The organism is Micromonospora sp. NPDC049523, from assembly GCF_040676775.1.
Lineage (GTDB): Bacteria > Actinomycetota > Actinomycetes > Mycobacteriales > Micromonosporaceae > Micromonospora_G.
On record NZ_JBFAPP010000013.1, the window covers coordinates 99869 to 116311 of the forward strand.

The following is a 16443-nucleotide window of genomic DNA, read 5'->3' on the forward strand; positions in this document are numbered from 1 at the left end:
AGAATTCCCTATCTTGTTGACCCCGGATTGACGACCGGACAATACGATCCGTACGGTTTCCGGGCAGTCGAAAATTTGCTGATTGTCAGGGGAGGTGAGCCGATGTTGACCGCACTGCCTCGTTCGCGGCGCCGGTCGAACTGGCCGGTGACGATGATCACCGGAATTGCCGGCGCCCTGCTCGGTGGTGTCCTCGTCGCGCCGATGGCGGCCGTTGCCGCCCCACTCACCGGCCAGCCGGTGCAGGCCCCGGTCCCGCACTCGTCGGGCGCCCCGGTCAGTGGCGAGGTGCCGAACCCGCTCGCCGAGCTGCCGGGCAAGCCGTCCGTCGCCGGGCCGGTCGGTCCGGCCGACCGGGACCTGCTGGTCAAGGTGAAGCTGGCCGGGCTCTGGGAGATGCCGGCCAGCGACATGGCGGTGGCCAAGGGCGCCTCGGCGAAGGTCAAGGAGGTCGGCGGGAAGATCGGCCCCCAGCACATGACGCTGGACGACCTGGTGAACAAGGCCGCGGCGAAGCTGGGCGTGCCGCTGCCGACCGAACCGACGCCCGAACAAAAGGGCTGGCTCGCCGAGATGCAGCGCGCCTCCGGCCCCCAGTTCGACCTGGTCTTCGTGGACCGGCTCCGGGCCGCCCACGGCAAGATCTTCCCGGCCATCGGCGCCGTCCGGGCCGGCACCCGCAACGAAGTGGTCCGTGAGCTCGCCGCACAGGCCAACGCGTTCGTACTGACCCATATCACGCTGCTGGAGAGCACCGGGTTGGTCGACTACGAATCCCTCCCGCTGCCTCCGGCGCCCGCCCCCGGGGCGGCCGCGGCAGCGGCAGTCGGCACCGGCTCGCTGCTCAGCGGCGTCGACACCCGCGCCGCCACCGGCGGCATCAACCCGACCGTCGTCTGGCTCGTGCTGCTGGCCGCGCTGATCGCCGGCGCCTACAGCATGGTCCGCCTGATCCGCCCTCGCTGATCAACCCTCGAAGGAAGAGGTGGCTCCACGTGTACGACACCCCCGCCCGTAACGCCCGGCAACGCCGGTCGCCCCGCCCGCCCCGCCGTACCCGGCTGATCGCCGTCATCGCCACCGTCGTCGTCTTCGGCGGCATCGTCGCGGTCACCCAGGTCTCGTCGGCGGGCACGAACTGGCGCGGTAGAGGCGCGCCATGCCCACCGGCGACCAGCGCGGCTCAACAGCCCCCGGCGAGCGCCTCACCCGGCGCGAGCGCTCCGGCGGCGACGCTGAGCCCCGGTGGCGCCGCCCCGAGCGGCAGCGCACCGAACCCGGCGAACCCGGCCGCGGCGTACCACGACCACGGTGCCATCCAGCACCCCGGCGACGGCCAGGAAGCACCGATCGCCGGAGCGCAGAACCGCCAGCAGGACCGCAACCGGGGCCGCAACTGCACCCCCCGCCCCGGTACGACGACCGCCGCTCCCCCGGTCGGCAACCCGGCCAACCCGGGTGCCCCGCTGGAGATCCTCGGCAACAGCTGCGAGCAGAGCCAGAAGCAGCCGCACGACGGCTTCCAGAACGGCGACCGCTGCGTCAGCACCGAGTTCGGTGAGGTTGCCACGGCCGAGGACAACCCCTCGCTGCTGATCACCAACGCGCCGCGCCGGGTACGGGTGAACCAGTCGTTCACCATCCGGGTCAGCACCCGCAACCTGGTCCGGGACCGGTTCCTCGCGGCCGGCCAGGGCGGCTACTACAAGGAAAGCTCGTTCCTGAACGAGGACGGGCTGGTCCGCGGCCACTTCCACACCGCCTGCCGGATGCTGACCAGCGACCGGGCCGCGCCCGACCCGGCGCCGGTCCCCGCGTTCTTCGTCGCCACCGAGGACGGCAAGGGCGGCGCCCAGGCCGACGAGGTCACGGTGACCGTGCCCGGCCTGCCGGCCGCTGGCGAGGCACAGTGCGCCTCCTGGGCCGGCGACGGTTCGCACCGGGTGCCGATGATGCAGCGGGCCAACCAGATCCCGGCCTTCGACGTGGTGCGGGTGACCGTCACCAGGTGATCCGGCTCCCCCGGCGCCGATCCCGGCGCCGGGGGCGGGACTTCCCGGAGCAGGCGCGGGCACACCGACGACGGTCCCCTCCACCCTCGGTGTGTCACAGGTCCCCAACCATCCCCCACAGCTGGTCCGGCGACCATGCGGACGGACAGGAAGGACGGCCCCACCAGCCAGGACAGCTGACCTGCTCCGGGTAGGACAGGCACCGGGACGCGCACGGGCGTCCCGGTGCCTGTCCGTCGCGGTGTCCTAGAGTGGGCCGGTGACCGAGACCGGGCCGACGGCGACGCGGACGATCCGTCCGCCCGACGGCTACGCGCTCGCCGCCTCGGTCGGGCTACTCGCGATGGGCGGACACGACCCCTGTGCCCGGTTCGCGGACGGGGCGTTCTGGTGGGCCACCCGTACCCCGCAGGGGCCGGCGACGCTGGCGCTGCGGCGTACCGGTGGGGAGTTGCTGGCCACCGGCTACGGACCCGGCGCCGACTGGGTGGTGGAGCGGGCCGACGCGGTCGCCGGGCTCCGCGACGACCTCACCGGCTTTGCCGAACTCGCCGCCCGGCACCCGGTGGTGGCCGAACTCGCGCACGTGCACCGCGGACTACGGCTGCCCGCCACCGGGCAGGTCTTCCCCCGGCTGCTGCGCACGATCATGGAGCAGAAGGTCACCGGCAAGGAGGCCTTCCGGGGCTACGCCGCCACCGTCCGGCACTTCGGCACCCCGGCCCCCGGGCCGCTGGCGTCGCTCTGGGCACCACCGGACCCGGCCGACGTCGCGGCGGCGCCGTACTGGGTGTTCCACCCGTTCGGGGTGGAGCAACGGCGGGCCGACACCCTGCGCCGGGCCGCCGCGGTCGCGGACCGGCTGGAGCGGTGCGCGGACTCGGCCGAGGCCACCCGGCGGCTGACCGCCATCGCCGGCATCGGACCGTGGACCGCCGCCGAGGTCGTCCGGATCGGGTACGGCGACGCCGACGCGGTCAGCGTCGGTGACTACCACATCCCGAACACGGTCGCCTGGGCGCTGGCCGGGCAGGCGCGGGCGGACGACGCCCGGATGCTCGAGCTGCTGGAGCCGTTCCGGGGACATCGCGGGCGGGTGTGCGTACTGCTGGCGGCTGCCGGCGTACAGGCACCCCGTTTCGGGCCCCGGATGCCGATCCGCTCCTTCGCCCGCTTCTGACCGCTGCCCGTCAGCGGGTGAGGCGGCGCAGGGCGGCGGCGAGGTTCCGGGCGTACAGGTGCTGGAAGGCCACCCCGAACGGCCCGGCGGCGGCCATCAACCAGCCGGCCGGGCGGCTGAACGCGGTGACGCTGAACCAGACCTCGCCCCGGTCGTCCCGCTCGACCAGGAACGCCTCCTCGCCCCGGGCCGGATGGCCGGGCAGGGTGCCGTAGCCGAAGCCGGCGCGCGACCCGTCGGCCACCGCCCACACCACCCGGCAGGGCGCGTGCAGCCGCAGCGGGCCGAGACCGAGCCCGGAGACCACGGTGACGCCCTCGGCCGCGCGGGGTTCGGACGCCTCGATCCTGACCCCGGCGGCCCGGTGCAGCCGCCAGTCGAGTACGGCTTCGCCGGCCGCCGCGAGGTCCACCCGGCCGATCGAGGTGCGGTACCGCAGGTGCCGGTAACCCGGCGGAAGCCGGCCGGTACGGGTCGCGCCGACCTCGTCGTACGTCAGTGCGTCCATCCCGGCCGACCTCCCGCCGCAGTCAGCTCGGCGGGGTACGACCCGGCCGGGATCATCCGCGTACGCCTCAGGCTGCCTCGCGCAGGTCCGCCAGGGTGAGCGGGGTACGGGCCCGCAGCAGCCGGTCGAGCGCGTCGACGGTCGCCACCTCGCCCAGCACGTTCCGGCCCCCGCCGACCTCGGCCGGATAGCACCGCACCAGCCGGTACAGGTACCGCCCCTGGATCCGCTCGACACTCACCTGCCACCGCCCGCAGCAGACGCAAACCCAACCTCGCACCCGGCGAACATAGCCCTGACCTGCGAAAACGCCGACCCGCCCGGGTCAGGACGAGGCTGGAGGGGCAGCCGGGGCGCCGGTGACGGGAGGGACAGGTCACCGGCTGGTCAGCACGTCGGCCAGGTTGAACCGCACCGCCCGTTCGAGCTGGGCGTAGGTGCAGGTGCGCGGGTCCCGGTCCGGTCGCCAGCGCTCGAACTGGGTGGTGTGCCGGAACCGCACGCCCTCCATGTAGTCGTAGCGGACCTCGACCACCCGCTCGGGGCGCAGCGGCACGAAGGAGAGGTCCTTGCCGGCGTTCCACCGGCTCACCTCGTTCTTGCGCGGGGTGCGTTCGCCCTGCTCGTGCGCGGCGAAGTTCCACGGGTGCCCGTCCATCGAGGTGACCAGTGGCTGCAACTCGACGAACAGTTCCTCCCGTACGGCCATGGAGAAGGCGCCGATCACCCCGACCGAGACGAGTACGTCACGGTCGTCGTAGAGGCCGAGCAGCAGCGAGCCGATCCTGTTGTCGGCTGACTTGTGCACCCGGTAGCCGGCGAGCACGCAGTCCGCGGTGCGCTTGTGTTTGATCTTCGTCATGACCCGCTTGTCCGGCTGGTACGTCAGCCCGGGATCCTTGGCGATCAGGCCGTCGAGTCCGGCGCCCTCGAACTCCTCGAACCACCGCCGGGCGGTCGCCTCGTCCTCGGTGACCGGGGTGACGTGGATCGGCGGTTTCGCATCGGCGAGGCAACGCTCCAGCAGCTCGCGCCGCTGCGCGAACGACCGGTCGGTGAGGTCGTCGTCGCCGAGTGCCAGCAGGTCGAAGGCGACGAAGCTGGCCGGGGTCTGTTCGGCGAGCAGCTTCACCCGGCTGGCGGCGGGGTGGATGCGCTGCTGCAACGCCTCGAAGTCGAGGGTGTTCCGGTCCGTGTCGGCGACGATGATCTCGCCGTCGATGACCGCGCGGGCCGGGAAGTTCGCCCGTACGGCCTCGACGATCTCGGGGAAGTAGCGGGTCATCGGCTTCTCGTTGCGGCTACCGATCTCCACCTCGTCGCCGTCGCGGAAGATGACGGACCGGAAACCGTCCCACTTCGGTTCGTAGAGCTGCCCGGCGGGGATGTCCGCGATCGGCTTGGCGAGCATGGGCGCGACGGGTGGCATCACCGGTAGATCCATGCGGCCATCGTCCCCGCTGCGGTGTGGCCGTGTCCACGAAATCATCGGCGCGCCGGCCGGGCGGATGGTATCGGAGATCAGGAGGACCGCGGTCGGAGCACGGTGACCGGCGATCCGGTACGCGGACGACCGCGTAGCCTGGCCGGTGAGCCGATCGGGAGGACCTCTGGTGACCAGCACGCCCCGCCCACCGCTGCGCCGCAGGTTTACCCGACGTTGGCGGGCGCTCGCCGCCGCCGTCGCCGCCACCCTGGTGCTGAGCGGCTGCACGTTGCCGGTCTTCGCACCGCGTACGGACGGCGACTCGGAGCGCGTACCGGCCGGGCCGGTCGGCGCCGCGGCGAACTGGCAGCCCTGCCCGGAGACGCCGAAGGAACTCGTCGGCCGGAGCGCACCGGACATGCGCTACGACTGCGCCACGATCGCCGTACCCCGGGACTGGCAGGCGGCCGGTGCCAGCGCGGGCGCCACCGCGACTCCCGGCGGAGCCGGCGCGACCTTCGACATCGCCCTGATCCGGGTCCGCTCGACCAAACAGCGCGACCGGATCGGCTCGCTGCTGATCAACCCCGGTGGGCCGGGCGGCTCCGGCGTGGACACCGCCGTCTACCTCTCCTTCGGGTCCGCCTTCGGCGGCCTGCCCGACGACATCACCGAACGGTTCGACCTGGTCGGCTTCGACCCGCGCGGGGTGTCCCGGTCCAGCCCGGTCAAGTGCATCTCCGACGCCGACCTGGACTCGAACTTCGGGTACGACCCCGACCCGCAGACCCAGGCCGAGTTCGACGCCGCGGTGGCGCTGTCGCAGCGGATCGGCGAGGAGTGCGGCGACAAGTACGGCGACCAGCTCCGCCTCTTCTCCACCGAGCAGGCGGCCCGGGACATGGACGCGATCCGGGCGGCCGTGGGCGACGAGAAGACGACGTACCTCGGCTACTCGTACGGGACGCTGCTCGGCGCGACGTACGCCCAGCTCTTCCCGCGCAACATCCGGGCGCTGGTGCTCGACGGCGCGGTCGACCCGGAACAGGACGTGGTGGCCGGCTCGGAGAGCCAGGCCAAGGGGTTCGAGCTGGCGTTCACCAACTTCACCCAGTGGTGCGCGCGCACACCCGCGCGCTGCCCGATCGCGCCGGACGCACGCGGCGCGGTGACCGACGCGCTGGCCAAGGCGGACATCTCCCCGGTACGCGGACGCAACGGCCGGACCGCCACCGGCGGCTGGGTGATGTACGCGGTGATCTCCTCGCTCTACACCGAGTCCGGTTGGGAGGAGCTGGCCAAGGGGATCGACGAGTTGGCCGCCGGCGACCCGACCCAGGTGTTCGAGCTGGCCGACTCGTACGCCGAGCGCACCGCCGACGGTCACTACTCCAACCTGTTCGACGCGAACCTGGCGATCAACTGCGCGGACGAGGACAGCGTCCCCGACCTGGCCCGGATCCGTGAACTCCAGTCGCAGTGGCGGACGAAGTACCCGCTGTTCGGTGCGCCGCTGGCGGTGGGTCTGCTGAGCTGCCGGTACTGGCCGGGGCAGCGGGACCCGTACCCGACCGGGGCGGCGACCGGGGCACCACCGATCCTGGTGGTCGGCACCACCGGCGACCCGGCCACCCCGTACGCACAGACGCCGAAACTGGCCGGCATGCTCGGCGTCGGCAAGGTGCTGACCTGGGAGGGCGAGGGGCACACCGCCTACCCGCAGACGGCGTGCATCACCCGGGCGGTGGACGCGTACCTGCTCGACCTCACCGTGCCGGCCGCCGGCCTGCGCTGTCCGCCCCGCTGACCCCGTGACGGGCTGTGTCAGGCTGGCCGGTGTGACGCAGACCAGTTTCCGGGCCGCCCGGCGAACCGACGTACCGGCGATCGTGGCGCTGCTCGCCGACGACGAACTCGGCGCCACCCGGGAGATGGTCGGCGAGGGGACCGACGCCGCCTACTGGGCGGCGTTCGAGGCGATCGACGCCGACCCGCGCAACGTGCTGGTCGTGGCCGAGCAGGGCGGCGAGGTGGTCGGCACGTTGCAGCTCACCTTCATCCCGTCGCTCACCCGCGGCGGTGCCGAGCGCGCCGAGATCGAAGGCGTACGGGTACGCGCCGACCGCCGGGGCAGCGGCCTCGGCCAACTGCTGATCGGTTGGGCAGTGGAGCAGGCCCGGGAACGCGGCTGCGGGCTGGTCCAACTGACCACTGACAAACAACGTACGGCGGCGCAGCGTTTCTACGCCCGGCTGGGTTTCCGGGCCAGCCACGAGGGTTTGAAACTCTCGCTGTAGTCAGCACATGTCGCAGGCCGCCACGGGCGGCCGGAGTCAAGGGATCCGGGAGCCGGGACCACCGGACTCACTGGCGAGGATGTACTCCCGCAGCCGCTCGATGGTGGCGTCCGCGGCGAAGATCGCACGCTGCCACCGACGGATGAGGGCGGTCAACTCCTGGACCGCGTCGCGCAGTTCCCGAATCTCCCGGCTGGCGACCGCGGCCTGCCGTCGAGCCCGCTGGATCTCCGCCTCCAACTCACCCACCCGGGTCTTGAGCGGGTCGACCAGGGTCAGGGCGGTGTCGGTCAGCACCTCGGCGGCGTCGGCCCGGAACTTGCGTCGTTGCAGTGCGACGGTGGCGATTGCGGTCACCCCGCCGGTGCCACCCAGCAGTCCCACCACGGAGAGCAGGATCTGGATCCAGGGCGGACCGGCCGACGGGGGTTCGGCGGCGGTGATCACGACGAATCTTCCTTTATCAGCAGGGGGACTTCGACGACGGTGCAGGTGGTGCCGACCCCCGCCAGTTGACGAAGGTCACGGACGATCTGGTAGCAGCGCCAGTACGAGGCGACGGCGACGGCACCGACGAAGGTGCCCGCGGTCAGGCCGGTGAGGCCGGTGATGGCCAACACGGCGAGGGAGTACATCGCGGAGAAGGTGCCGAACAGGACGATGGCGCCGAGTTCCACGCCCAGACCGGTGGAGAGCTGGCCGCGCCAAGTGATGCCGACCAGACCGGCCACGCCAGCGATGATCAGTCCCACCTCCCAGGTCGCCTGTACGGCCGTCGGCATCGCGACGGTCACCGACCGCGGCCGGGCGTCGGCGAGCAGCAGGCCCGCGCCACAGACGATCGCGGCCAGCAACAGGGTCACCTCGAACGGATGCCGGCCCGAGACGATCATTACGGGGCGCATGGTGAACTCCCCCGCGATCGGGGCCGGCGGCAACACGTCGAGACGCGGTCGGGTCGGTTGTGGTCGGTCGAGGTGTGCCCGCGCGAGCGGTGGGCGGTACGCATCATGATTGCCCCCTGGGATCAAGTGGTAGCACGGCCGACGAGCCTGCACCGATCCGCCCTGTGTCGCGTTTCAGCAGCTCAGAGCGGTGGGTGGGCGTCGATCGGCGGGTGGGCGGCGGGCCGGGCCGGGGTGCGTCGGACAGCCGGCCCGCCGCCCTGGGGACGCCGCCCGATCCGCCGCCGAACACGGCGGACCGTCGGCGCGCGGGGCGGATCCGGCTACCCCGCGAGCAGTGGTCAGGTCGTGCGCGAGGTGGTCGCGATCCGTCGCAGCATGGCCTCGGCCAGCTTGTCGTAGTCGATCGGCGTCGGCTTGACCGCCGCCTCCGACTGGAACTTCAACACGGCCGTGACGTCGCGACGGAGCTGGTTGAACTCACGGACGAAGCGCATCTCCCGACCGCCGCCGTCCGTGGTCTCCTGCATGTCGAGCAGCGCGTCGGTGGCCTGCCAGGCCACGGACAACGCACCATCCTGCGCCGGGGTCATCATGTCGCTTTCCTCATCCTTCGGTGGGTCTCCGAGCGCGATCGAGAGGATCCGCTCCATCAGTGGGCGGTCGGCGCAGCGGCGCCGGTCGAGGCTCAGGTGCCAGTGCCACAGGTGTGAGCTGTCCGAGGTGGCCGACACGTTGCGTACGTTGTCCCAGCCGTCCACCACCTTGTCGCCGTCGACGTTGCAGTAGATCTCCCGGACCTCCTCCAACACACCGGCCTTCATCGCGGTGAGCAGCCGCTTCGACTGGGCGATCATGGGTTCGGTGGCACCGGGGGTGAAGTCGAACCCGGCGACGTGCCGTAGTTGTTCGGCGGTCAGCCCGGTCTGGGTGGTGTACGTGCGATTAGTGCAGAGTGGACTCTTCTCCACGAATTCCTGCGATCGGTGTGCACCCCTGAGGTGCAGGTAGTCGCCCTTGCTTCCCGCGGCGGCGCGGGGGCGACCGGTACGCCGGCACAGTTCGTCCCCGAGCCAGTCCAGCTCGGCGGTGACGATCTCGCGACGTACCCAGGGATCGGCGTTGAATTCTGCCTGCGTGGCCATGTAGGCACCGCTTCCCGAACACGTACCGACCTGTTCGTGGGCAGGGTGGGGCGTACCGCCGGCGGCGGCGAGCGGTGCCCGCCCGAGAGGTCGAATGGCCGGTTCGTGGTCTGCTTGTTCGATGATCTCCTCGACGTGGCGAGGACTCCTCCGATCGGTCCGCGTTGGCCGACCGGTGCCGGGCCGCATTGCCCGGCCGACGTGCCGACGGGTGCCTCACACCGGTCCCGGTGCGGGCCGGCCAGGGGGGACATCACTCCGTCCGAAACCACCTGCCGACAACGTCGTCACCCTAAGCAACGACCACCCTGACCTGCGGTTTCGTGCCGGCGGGAAGGATGGCACATTTTGCGATCACGCCGAGCCGCAACCAGGTCGGCCAACCCGTCGTTATTCGGATTTCCCGTCGGTCTGACGGGCCCGGCTGGGCTGGACGCGCTTCGGCTCGCCCGGCATCTTCGGGTGGTCCGGCGGGTACGGCAGGTCGCCCGAGCCGTCCCGGTCATCGCGCTGCGCCCACTCCAGCAGCGGGCTGATGTCCCAGGGTGCCTCGTCCATCCCGGCGTGCGGGTCGCCGATCTTCGCCACCCTCGGCGGGACCGTGCGCAGGTCGAAGTCGTCCGGCTCCACGTCGGGCAGCTCGTCCCAGGTGACCGGGGTGGAGACGGTGGCCCGCGCGTTGGCGCGCAGCGAGTACGCGCAGGCGATGGTCCGGTCGCGGGCCATCTGGTTGTAGTCCAGGAAGACCTTCTCGCCCCGCTGTTCCTTCCACCACGCGGTGGTGGCCAGGTCGGGCCGGCGCCGCTCGATCTCGCGGGCGAAGGCGATCACGGCACGGCGTACCTCGGTGTAGGTCCAGCGGGGCTCGATCCGCAGGTAGACGTGCACGCCGCGACCACCGGAGGTCTTCGGCCAGCCGGTCGCGCCGAGTTCGTCGAGCAGGGCGCGGACCTCGCCGGCCACCGTCACCGCGTCGGCGAAGTCGGTGCCCGGCTGCGGGTCGAGGTCGATCCGCAGTTCGTCCGGGCGGTCGACGTCGGCGGCCCGTACCGGCCAGGGATGGAAGACCACGGTGCCCATCTGCGCGGCCCACGCGACGTGGGCCAGGTCCGCCGGGCAGAGCTCGTCGGCGGTACGACCGCTGGGGAACTTGATCTCCGCGGTCTGGATCCACGGCGGTACGCCCCGGGCCGGCACCCGCTTCTGGAAGAACATCTCCCCCTCGATGCCGTCGGGGAAGCGCTGCAGGGTGGTGGGACGCGATCCCAGCGCCTGCATGATCCCGTCGCCGACGGAGAGGTAGTAGTCGAAGACGTCCTTCTTCGTGTAGCCGCGGCTCGGGAACATGATCCGGTCCGGGCTGCTCAGCCGTACCTGATGTCCCGCCACCTCGACCTCGACGGCCGCTGCCTTCGCGCTGCCAACCATGCCGCGACCATATGCCAACCGCGGGCCCCGCACGGCCCCGGCGGGCCGGTCCGGGCCGATACTTCGGCTCGCCGCAACCTCAGGTTCCGTCGTCGGTCGCGTCGCCCGCTCTCGGTTCGGGGGTGCAGGCCGGCACCCGCCAGTCCCGGTGGGTCTCCCAGACGTGGCAGATCAGGAAGAGTTTGCGCTCGAACTTCGGATCCCGGCCGAGCGCCCCGTCGTAGGGTGCGCGCAGCCGCAGGGTGGCGCCGCTGTGCAGGTAGACCGCGACCAGGGTGCGTCCGTGGCGGCGTTCCGCCCGGATGTCGACGACCAGCCGCCAGGGCGCGAAGCCGTCCAGCCCGAGCGGGACGCTGCGTACGCCCAGTTCGTCCAGGCGGACCCCGATCCGGCGCCGGACGGCCAGGCCGTAGATCAGGCCGAGCGGCACCGGCACCAGCACCGCCACCAGGACGGACTGCGGCGGGGCGCGCAGGTTCCAGGTCCCACCCACGAGTACGGCCAGCAGGGTCGGCCCGGTCACCGCCGACGCGGCGAGCACTATCGTGCCCACGACGCCGGCCCAGAGCCCGCTGACAATCGCTTGGCGCCAGGTCGGCCGGAAACTGGCCAGCACCGCTAGCTGATGCTTGCCGTCCTGGTCCCCGCCCGGCCTGGTGGCCGCCCGCATGCCCTTCCAACGATCGTCGTGGGCAGTTGGTAATCAGCCGTTCGGCGGCCGTCGTACCGTTGGAGTATGACTCTTGACAAGAAGGAGCTTCCCCGTACGGAGGACGAGTGGCGGGTACGCCTGTCGCCCGAGGAGTTCCGGGTGCTGCGCCAGGCCGGGACCGAGCGGGCCTGGACCGGCGAATACGTCGAAACCAAGACTCCGGGGACATATCGCTGTCGCGCCTGCGACGCGGAACTTTTCGCCAGTGACACGAAGTTCGACTCGCACTGCGGCTGGCCGAGCTTCGACCAGGCCCTGCCCGGCGCGATCCGCTACATAGAAGACCGCTCCATGGGCATGGTCCGGGTGGAGGTGCGGTGCGCCAACTGCGACTCCCACCTCGGACACCGGTTCGACGGCGAGGGCTTCACCCCGACCGACGCCCGGTACTGCATCAACTCGGTGTCGATGCGGCTCGACCCGAACGACGTACACTGACCGACCCTGATTCCGGCGGACGGCCGTCAAGCGGCGGCCGTCCCGGCAGAGTTGGGCCGTAGGCGCTCGTGGCGGCCGAGCCCGGCTTCAGCGCAGCAGCAGCCGGCCGCCCTGCTGGTCCACCTGGTCGGCCTGGTCGTCGTCGAGCCAGATCCCTCCGGTGGCCAGGTAGCGGAACCGGTATTCACCGGGAGCGAGCCGGACCGTCACCGTACGACTGCCGTCCCGGCGCGGGACCAGCTCGTGCCGACCGGGTTCCCACCCGTTGAAGCAGCCGACCACACTCACCGTGCCGGTGGGCGCGTCCTTCGGCAGCGAGAAGGTCACCCGGGTCTGGTTCCCGAACAGTCGGTTCCGTTTGATCATTTCGCCCCTCCAGCCCACTGGCCTGCGGTGATGTCATCCGCTGCCCGGTTCAACGGGCCAGCCGGCGGACGAGTGGCGGGCCCGTTTTACCGGTTTCGGCCGCCTTCGCCGGTCCATCCCGTCAAGCTGGATGCAGTGTCCGAAACGGGGGGATTGTCATGGCAACCTGTGAAGTCTGCGGCAACGACTACTGGCTGGCGTTCGAGGTACGGACGGTGAGCGGCGACTCGCACACGTTCGACTCGTTCGAATGCGCGATCCAGAGCCTCGCGCCGATCTGCGAACACTGTCAGGTCCGGATCGTCGGGCACGGCGTGGAGGTGTCCGGCCGCTTCTTCTGCTGCGCGCACTGCGCCCGCGCCGTCGAGGGCGACCGCGGCGCCGCGATCAAGGACACCGTCGGCGCCCACCCCGCCTGACCCCCATGATCGGTTGACGGACACCCGCATACGATCGCGGGATGCATCCGCGGCAGAGCACCCTCCACCTCGCCTCGTTCGCCGACCTCAGCGCCCGTACGCTGCACGACCTGCTCCGGCTGCGGATCGACGTGTTCGTGGTCGAGCAGGAGTGCCCGTACCCGGAGTTGGACGGGCGGGACGTGGAGCCCGGCACCCGGCACCTATGGCTGGAGCAGGACGGGGTGCCGGTGGCGTACCTCCGGATCCTGGCCGACCCGGACGGCGTGGAACGGATCGGCCGGGTCGTGGTGGCCAAGCAGGCACGCGGCGACGGCCACGCCGGGCGGCTGATGACCGAGGCGCTGGCCGTGATCGGCGCCCGGACGAGCGTGCTGGAGGCGCAGGCGCACCTCGCGGGTTTCTACGCCCGTTACGGCTACTCCCCCACCGGCCCGGAGTACGTCGAGGACGGCATCCCCCACCTCCCCATGCGCCGCGTCCCCGGCTGAGCCGCGAAGGTGTCGGGGCGAGTTCTGCCGTGCCCGATGACGGACATCGACCACCGGACTCATCCGCTGACCCCGCCGACCCGGTACGTCGAATTCCGGCGGCATTTCGTACCAGAGCGACAGCTCACGGCACGCTAATTTGGGGGCACCCCAAGCAGAGGAGAGCCCCGTGGGCAAGGTGGTCATGTACAGCTCGGTGTCGGTGGACGGCTTCGTCGCCGACGAGAATGACCAGCCCGGACCGCTGTTCGACTGGTTGTCCGGCGGTGACGTCCCGTTGGACGAGAGCGGCGAGGTGAAGGTGTCGCAGACGTCCTACGACTACACCCGGGCGTACTGGGACCAGATCGGGGTGACAATTGTCGGCCGCCACGTCTTCGACCTGACGGACGGCTGGGACGGGAAGCCTCCGGGCGGGATCGACCATGTGGTCGTCGTGACGCACCGGCCGGCGCCCGAGGGCTGGGACCCCGAGGCGCCGTTCCACTTCGTCGACGGCGTCGAGGCAGCCGTGGCCAAGGCGCAGGAGCTTGCGGGTGACCGCATAGTCGAGGTCGCCGCCGGCGACGTCGGTGGCCAGGTGCTTGCCGCGGGCCTGATCGACGAGGTACGCATGGACGTCGTACCCGTCGTGCTCGGGTCCGGCAAGCGCTACTTCGGGTCGGTCCCCGCGCAGCACCTGCTGGAAGATCCTGACGTGGTGATCCAGAGCAACCGGGTGCTTCACCTGCGCTACGGGGTGCGCCGCTGATCACCCACCGCGACGCCGGTCGCGGCGACTCCTACAGAGAAAGAGTGGCTATCCGAGGCGGGATAGCCACTCTTTCTCTACATCGGTGCGGGTGCTGGAGCGGGGAGGGGTAGGGAAAAGGGGCGGGTTAGAAGTCGCTGAAGAGGTAGGGGACGGCACGGGGGAAGAGGGCGCGGAGTTCGGCGGCGGCCTCGCGTGGGACGGTGCCGAAGCCGCGTAGCGGCAGTTCGTCCGGGTCGAGTACGCCGTAGGCCAGAGCGGAGATGCCGGCGGCGGTCAGCGTGGCGGTGGGCGGGGAGGCAGACGTGGCGGCGGACCCCGAGCCGGAACCACGGGTGACCTCCAATCGGCCGTCAGCACCGTCGAGCAGGTAGCTGCCGGCGACGAACGGGTCGTCGACGATGTCGACGCGTACCCGGCCGGGGGCGGTCGACAGGCCGTGCAGGGCGTCGAGCGAGAGCAGCCGGGCCATCGGCGCGACCGAACTCGGAAACGAGAGCCTGCTCTCGGTGTGGGTGGCGAGGTCGGTACTCCAGAGTTCCGGGGTCTCGTCGGGGGCGACGACCGTGCTGATCCGGGCCACCTGGTCGACGTGGCGGGCGAAGAACTGCAACAGCAGCGCCCGACCCAGCGGGCTGACGGTGAGCAGGTCGTCGGCGTGCAGGGTGCCGCCGTGCCCGTCGATCGTGTACGTGACCGCGCCGACCACCTCGCCGTCGTGCCGGGCGCTGACGATCCAGCGTTTGTCGTCCTCGCGGCGCTGGACGTCCCGGTAGTCGGGCAGGAGGGAGAAGCCGTGCCGGGACGCCAACAGCCGCTCGGTGAAGCCCCGGTGGGTGTCGTAGCCGTCCCGGATCCGCTGCCAGCGCAGTTCCCCCGGCAGGTCGGCGCGGAGCCAGCCACCGAGGTCGGCCGGGGAGAAGCTGACCGTACGCGGGTGCGGCAGCGCGGCGTAACCGAACCGGCCGTAGAAGGAGGGGCGGAACGGATACAGCGCGCTGACCGCGTACCCCTCGTCGCGCAGCTCGCCGAGGAGCTGGGTGAGCAGCGTACGGATGTGGCCCTGGCGGCGGGCCAGCGGATGGCTGACCACGCCGGAGACGCCCGCCATCGTGTGTACGGTGCCCCGGACGTTCTGCCGCATCGGGATCATGCTGACCGCCGCGAGCGTCTCGGCCCCGTCCTGCACCACCAGCGTGACGTTGCCCTCGTGGTACGGCAGGTACTCGCGGAGTTTCGCCGCCTGTTCCGGCGGCATCGGCGACCGCTCGAACGCGTACTCCTGTAGGCGCCAGCTGGTGCTGGGGCGTTCCTCGTTGGCCAATCGGCGGATCTTCATCGCCCCATCCCAGCGTGCGCGCCGTCCGGGTTCAACCCCGTTTCGACGCCGGAGCGGATGCCACTACTGGCCGACCTTGATGCCCGGCTCCCCGGCGACGAACTGGATCGACTGGCGGGGTTCCCGGCCGGGTACGTTCACGCCGCCGCGCTTTCCGATCGGCAGGATGACCCGGCGGTAGGTTCCCTCCAGCATCATCGCGGTCGCCACGTACCAGGCGATCAGGGCGGAGACGACGAAGAACCAGGCGCCGGTCGTCCGCCAGGCGGAGCTGTCGGCGATCTGGCCGACGCCGAAGGTGGTCGCCCCACCGGCGAGCGCGATCAGCACCCCGGCGAGTCCGAGGTTCACCGCCAGCGCGGCAGCCGCGCCGGACCAGGTGATGGCGGCGAGCGCGACGAACCAGTAGCCGAGCGCCACGAACGGCGTGGGCTGGGTCAGTACGCCGATCGCGATCAGCAGGAAGAGCAGCCCGTACGCGAGCCAGAAGGCGCCCCAGATGCCGTGCATGGCGGTGGCGAGCCCGTCCCGCGCCCGGTACGCCCACATGCCGGCCAGGAACTGGGCCAGGCCGCCGAGGAACGCGGCGAACGGGAAGAGGAACTGCGGGGTCGTGGAGTTGCCGAACCAGCCGGCCAGGTTCGCGCCGACGACGAAGGTGGCGGCGGCGAAGCCGAAGAGCCCGAGGATCGAGGGCGCGGCCACCGGTTGCAGCGAGATCGTGGCGTGGTTGCGCCAGAACTGGAACTCGCCGTCGTGCCCGTCGTGGCCGTCATGACCGTCGTTGCCGCGCATGGGTTGGGCCGGGCGTGACATGTGAGACATCTCCAGACTCCTTCTCCAGCGGAGCTCACCGCCTGACGCGGCTGGGCCGCCGCCGGCTGGCCGTGGACGACTGGGCCGGTGGCGACTGCCGACTACCCACCGGACCAGGCATTACACGGGCTGGATCCGGCTTGTCGGCGCTCGCTGACTTGGGGAGCTTTTTCGGTCATATGTTGACTTCCCCCCTGGCCGGGAATAGCC

At 71.2% G+C, this 16443-nt stretch carries 20 protein-coding genes; 9 read left to right on the forward strand and 11 right to left on the reverse strand.

The genetic code is table 11. From position 1 onward, the window contains the following. The first annotated feature begins 102 nt into the window (after positions 1-102). The 3 genes from AB0J90_RS21440 (at position 103) to AB0J90_RS21450 (ending at position 3192) form a co-directional block, all read left to right on the forward strand. Positions 103-966: a DUF4142 domain-containing protein gene (locus AB0J90_RS21440; protein ID WP_363598393.1), complete on the forward strand. Its 864-nt coding sequence runs from the start codon at positions 103-105 to the stop codon at positions 964-966. A gap of 29 nt (positions 967-995) precedes the next feature. Further along, positions 996-2012, forward strand: coding sequence for a Pecanex-like protein 1 (locus AB0J90_RS21445; RefSeq protein WP_363598395.1), 1017 nt, complete (start codon positions 996-998; stop codon positions 2010-2012). Between the two features lie 259 nt (positions 2013-2271). Continuing rightward, positions 2272-3192 (forward strand): DNA-3-methyladenine glycosylase 2 family protein, encoded by a 921-nt coding sequence (locus tag AB0J90_RS21450; protein ID WP_363598397.1) that lies wholly within the window; start codon positions 2272-2274, stop codon positions 3190-3192. Positions 3193-3202: 10 nt separating this feature from the next. On the opposite strand, the gene AB0J90_RS21455 is transcribed toward AB0J90_RS21450, so the two are convergent. The 3 genes from AB0J90_RS21455 to AB0J90_RS21465 all read right to left on the reverse strand — a co-directional run bounded on the left by AB0J90_RS21455 (position 3203) and on the right by AB0J90_RS21465 (position 5144). Further along, positions 3203-3700, reverse strand: coding sequence for a DUF1990 domain-containing protein (locus tag AB0J90_RS21455; protein ID WP_363598399.1), 498 nt, complete (start codon positions 3698-3700; stop codon positions 3203-3205). A gap of 67 nt (positions 3701-3767) precedes the next feature. Next, positions 3768-3980, reverse strand: a complete 213-nt coding sequence (locus tag AB0J90_RS21460; protein ID WP_363598401.1) for a hypothetical protein — start codon at positions 3978-3980, stop codon at positions 3768-3770. Between the two features lie 96 nt (positions 3981-4076). Next, a complete protein-coding gene (locus AB0J90_RS21465; protein ID WP_363598403.1) occupies positions 4077-5144 on the reverse strand; it encodes an ATP-dependent DNA ligase in 1068 nt (355 codons plus the stop codon). Between the two features lie 193 nt (positions 5145-5337). On the opposite strand from AB0J90_RS21465, the gene AB0J90_RS21470 reads away from it, so the two are divergent. After that, a complete protein-coding gene (locus tag AB0J90_RS21470) occupies positions 5338-6933 on the forward strand; it encodes an alpha/beta hydrolase (protein ID WP_363598594.1) in 1596 nt (531 codons plus the stop codon). Between the two features lie 31 nt (positions 6934-6964). Continuing rightward, positions 6965-7423: a GNAT family N-acetyltransferase gene (locus AB0J90_RS21475; RefSeq protein ID WP_363598405.1), complete on the forward strand. Its 459-nt coding sequence runs from the start codon at positions 6965-6967 to the stop codon at positions 7421-7423. A gap of 36 nt (positions 7424-7459) precedes the next feature. Here AB0J90_RS21475 and AB0J90_RS21480 read toward each other — a convergent pair whose 3' ends face one another. From AB0J90_RS21480 to AB0J90_RS21500, 5 genes are all read right to left on the reverse strand, one after another. After that, positions 7460-7870 carry a hypothetical protein gene (locus tag AB0J90_RS21480; protein WP_363598407.1) on the reverse strand — a complete coding sequence of 137 codons (411 nt, stop codon included), beginning with the start codon at positions 7868-7870 and terminating at the stop codon, positions 7460-7462. After that, positions 7867-8328: a hypothetical protein gene (locus AB0J90_RS21485; RefSeq protein WP_363598409.1), complete on the reverse strand. Its 462-nt coding sequence runs from the start codon at positions 8326-8328 to the stop codon at positions 7867-7869. The genes AB0J90_RS21480 and AB0J90_RS21485 overlap by 4 nt, the downstream gene beginning before the upstream one ends. Positions 8329-8669: 341 nt before the next feature. Further along, positions 8670-9473: a hypothetical protein gene (locus AB0J90_RS21490; RefSeq protein ID WP_363598411.1), complete on the reverse strand. Its 804-nt coding sequence runs from the start codon at positions 9471-9473 to the stop codon at positions 8670-8672. 390 nt (positions 9474-9863) lie between these two features. Then, on the reverse strand, positions 9864-10901 hold the full coding sequence (gene ligD, locus AB0J90_RS21495) for a non-homologous end-joining DNA ligase (RefSeq protein WP_363598413.1): 1038 nt from the start codon (positions 10899-10901) through the stop codon (positions 9864-9866). A gap of 79 nt (positions 10902-10980) precedes the next feature. After that, positions 10981-11571, reverse strand: a complete 591-nt coding sequence (locus tag AB0J90_RS21500; RefSeq protein WP_363598415.1) for a hypothetical protein — start codon at positions 11569-11571, stop codon at positions 10981-10983. Between the two features lie 66 nt (positions 11572-11637). Here AB0J90_RS21500 and msrB point away from each other — a divergent pair, with 66 nt between their 5' ends. Beyond that, positions 11638-12051, forward strand: coding sequence for a peptide-methionine (R)-S-oxide reductase MsrB (gene msrB / locus AB0J90_RS21505; RefSeq protein ID WP_363598417.1), 414 nt, complete (start codon positions 11638-11640; stop codon positions 12049-12051). Positions 12052-12138: 87 nt separating this feature from the next. Here the strand turns inward: msrB and AB0J90_RS21510 are convergent, their stop codons facing one another. Next, positions 12139-12417 (reverse strand): isoamylase early set domain-containing protein, encoded by a 279-nt coding sequence (locus AB0J90_RS21510; RefSeq protein ID WP_363598419.1) that lies wholly within the window; start codon positions 12415-12417, stop codon positions 12139-12141. Between the two features lie 158 nt (positions 12418-12575). On the opposite strand from AB0J90_RS21510, the gene AB0J90_RS21515 reads away from it, so the two are divergent. The 3 genes from AB0J90_RS21515 (at position 12576) to AB0J90_RS21525 (ending at position 14078) form a co-directional block, all read left to right on the forward strand. After that, positions 12576-12836 carry a Prokaryotic metallothionein gene (locus AB0J90_RS21515; protein WP_363598421.1) on the forward strand — a complete coding sequence of 87 codons (261 nt, stop codon included), beginning with the start codon at positions 12576-12578 and terminating at the stop codon, positions 12834-12836. Between the two features lie 41 nt (positions 12837-12877). Continuing rightward, positions 12878-13327, forward strand: coding sequence for a GNAT family N-acetyltransferase (locus AB0J90_RS21520; RefSeq protein ID WP_363598423.1), 450 nt, complete (start codon positions 12878-12880; stop codon positions 13325-13327). A gap of 169 nt (positions 13328-13496) precedes the next feature. After that, positions 13497-14078, forward strand: coding sequence for a dihydrofolate reductase family protein (locus AB0J90_RS21525; RefSeq protein WP_363598425.1), 582 nt, complete (start codon positions 13497-13499; stop codon positions 14076-14078). 127 nt (positions 14079-14205) lie between these two features. Here the strand turns inward: AB0J90_RS21525 and AB0J90_RS21530 are convergent, their stop codons facing one another. Both AB0J90_RS21530 and AB0J90_RS21535 read right to left on the reverse strand, forming a co-directional pair. Then, positions 14206-15417, reverse strand: coding sequence for a GNAT family N-acetyltransferase (locus AB0J90_RS21530; protein ID WP_363598427.1), 1212 nt, complete (start codon positions 15415-15417; stop codon positions 14206-14208). A gap of 63 nt (positions 15418-15480) precedes the next feature. Next, positions 15481-16242, reverse strand: a complete 762-nt coding sequence (locus AB0J90_RS21535) for a GPR1/FUN34/YaaH family transporter (protein ID WP_363598429.1) — start codon at positions 16240-16242, stop codon at positions 15481-15483. Positions 16243-16443: the final 201 nt, after the last annotated feature.

Coding starts and splice junctions, on each gene's coding strand:
- AB0J90_RS21535 (WP_363598429.1), bottom strand. CDS start 16,242: ATGTCTCACATGTCACGCCCGGCCCAACCCATGCGCGGCAACGACGGT.
- AB0J90_RS21515 (WP_363598421.1), top strand. CDS start 12,576: ATGGCAACCTGTGAAGTCTGCGGCAACGACTACTGGCTGGCGTTCGAG.
- AB0J90_RS21530 (WP_363598427.1), bottom strand. CDS start 15,417: ATGAAGATCCGCCGATTGGCCAACGAGGAACGCCCCAGCACCAGCTGG.
- msrB (WP_363598417.1), top strand. CDS start 11,638: ATGACTCTTGACAAGAAGGAGCTTCCCCGTACGGAGGACGAGTGGCGG.
- AB0J90_RS21465 (WP_363598403.1), bottom strand. CDS start 5,144: ATGGATCTACCGGTGATGCCACCCGTCGCGCCCATGCTCGCCAAGCCG.
- AB0J90_RS21500 (WP_363598415.1), bottom strand. CDS start 11,571: ATGCGGGCGGCCACCAGGCCGGGCGGGGACCAGGACGGCAAGCATCAG.
- AB0J90_RS21520 (WP_363598423.1), top strand. CDS start 12,878: ATGCATCCGCGGCAGAGCACCCTCCACCTCGCCTCGTTCGCCGACCTC.
- AB0J90_RS21455 (WP_363598399.1), bottom strand. CDS start 3,700: ATGGACGCACTGACGTACGACGAGGTCGGCGCGACCCGTACCGGCCGG.
- AB0J90_RS21440 (WP_363598393.1), top strand. CDS start 103: ATGTTGACCGCACTGCCTCGTTCGCGGCGCCGGTCGAACTGGCCGGTG.
- AB0J90_RS21510 (WP_363598419.1), bottom strand. CDS start 12,417: ATGATCAAACGGAACCGACTGTTCGGGAACCAGACCCGGGTGACCTTC.
- AB0J90_RS21490 (WP_363598411.1), bottom strand. CDS start 9,473: ATGGCCACGCAGGCAGAATTCAACGCCGATCCCTGGGTACGTCGCGAG.
- AB0J90_RS21485 (WP_363598409.1), bottom strand. CDS start 8,328: ATGCGCCCCGTAATGATCGTCTCGGGCCGGCATCCGTTCGAGGTGACC.
- ligD (WP_363598413.1), bottom strand. CDS start 10,901: ATGGTTGGCAGCGCGAAGGCAGCGGCCGTCGAGGTCGAGGTGGCGGGA.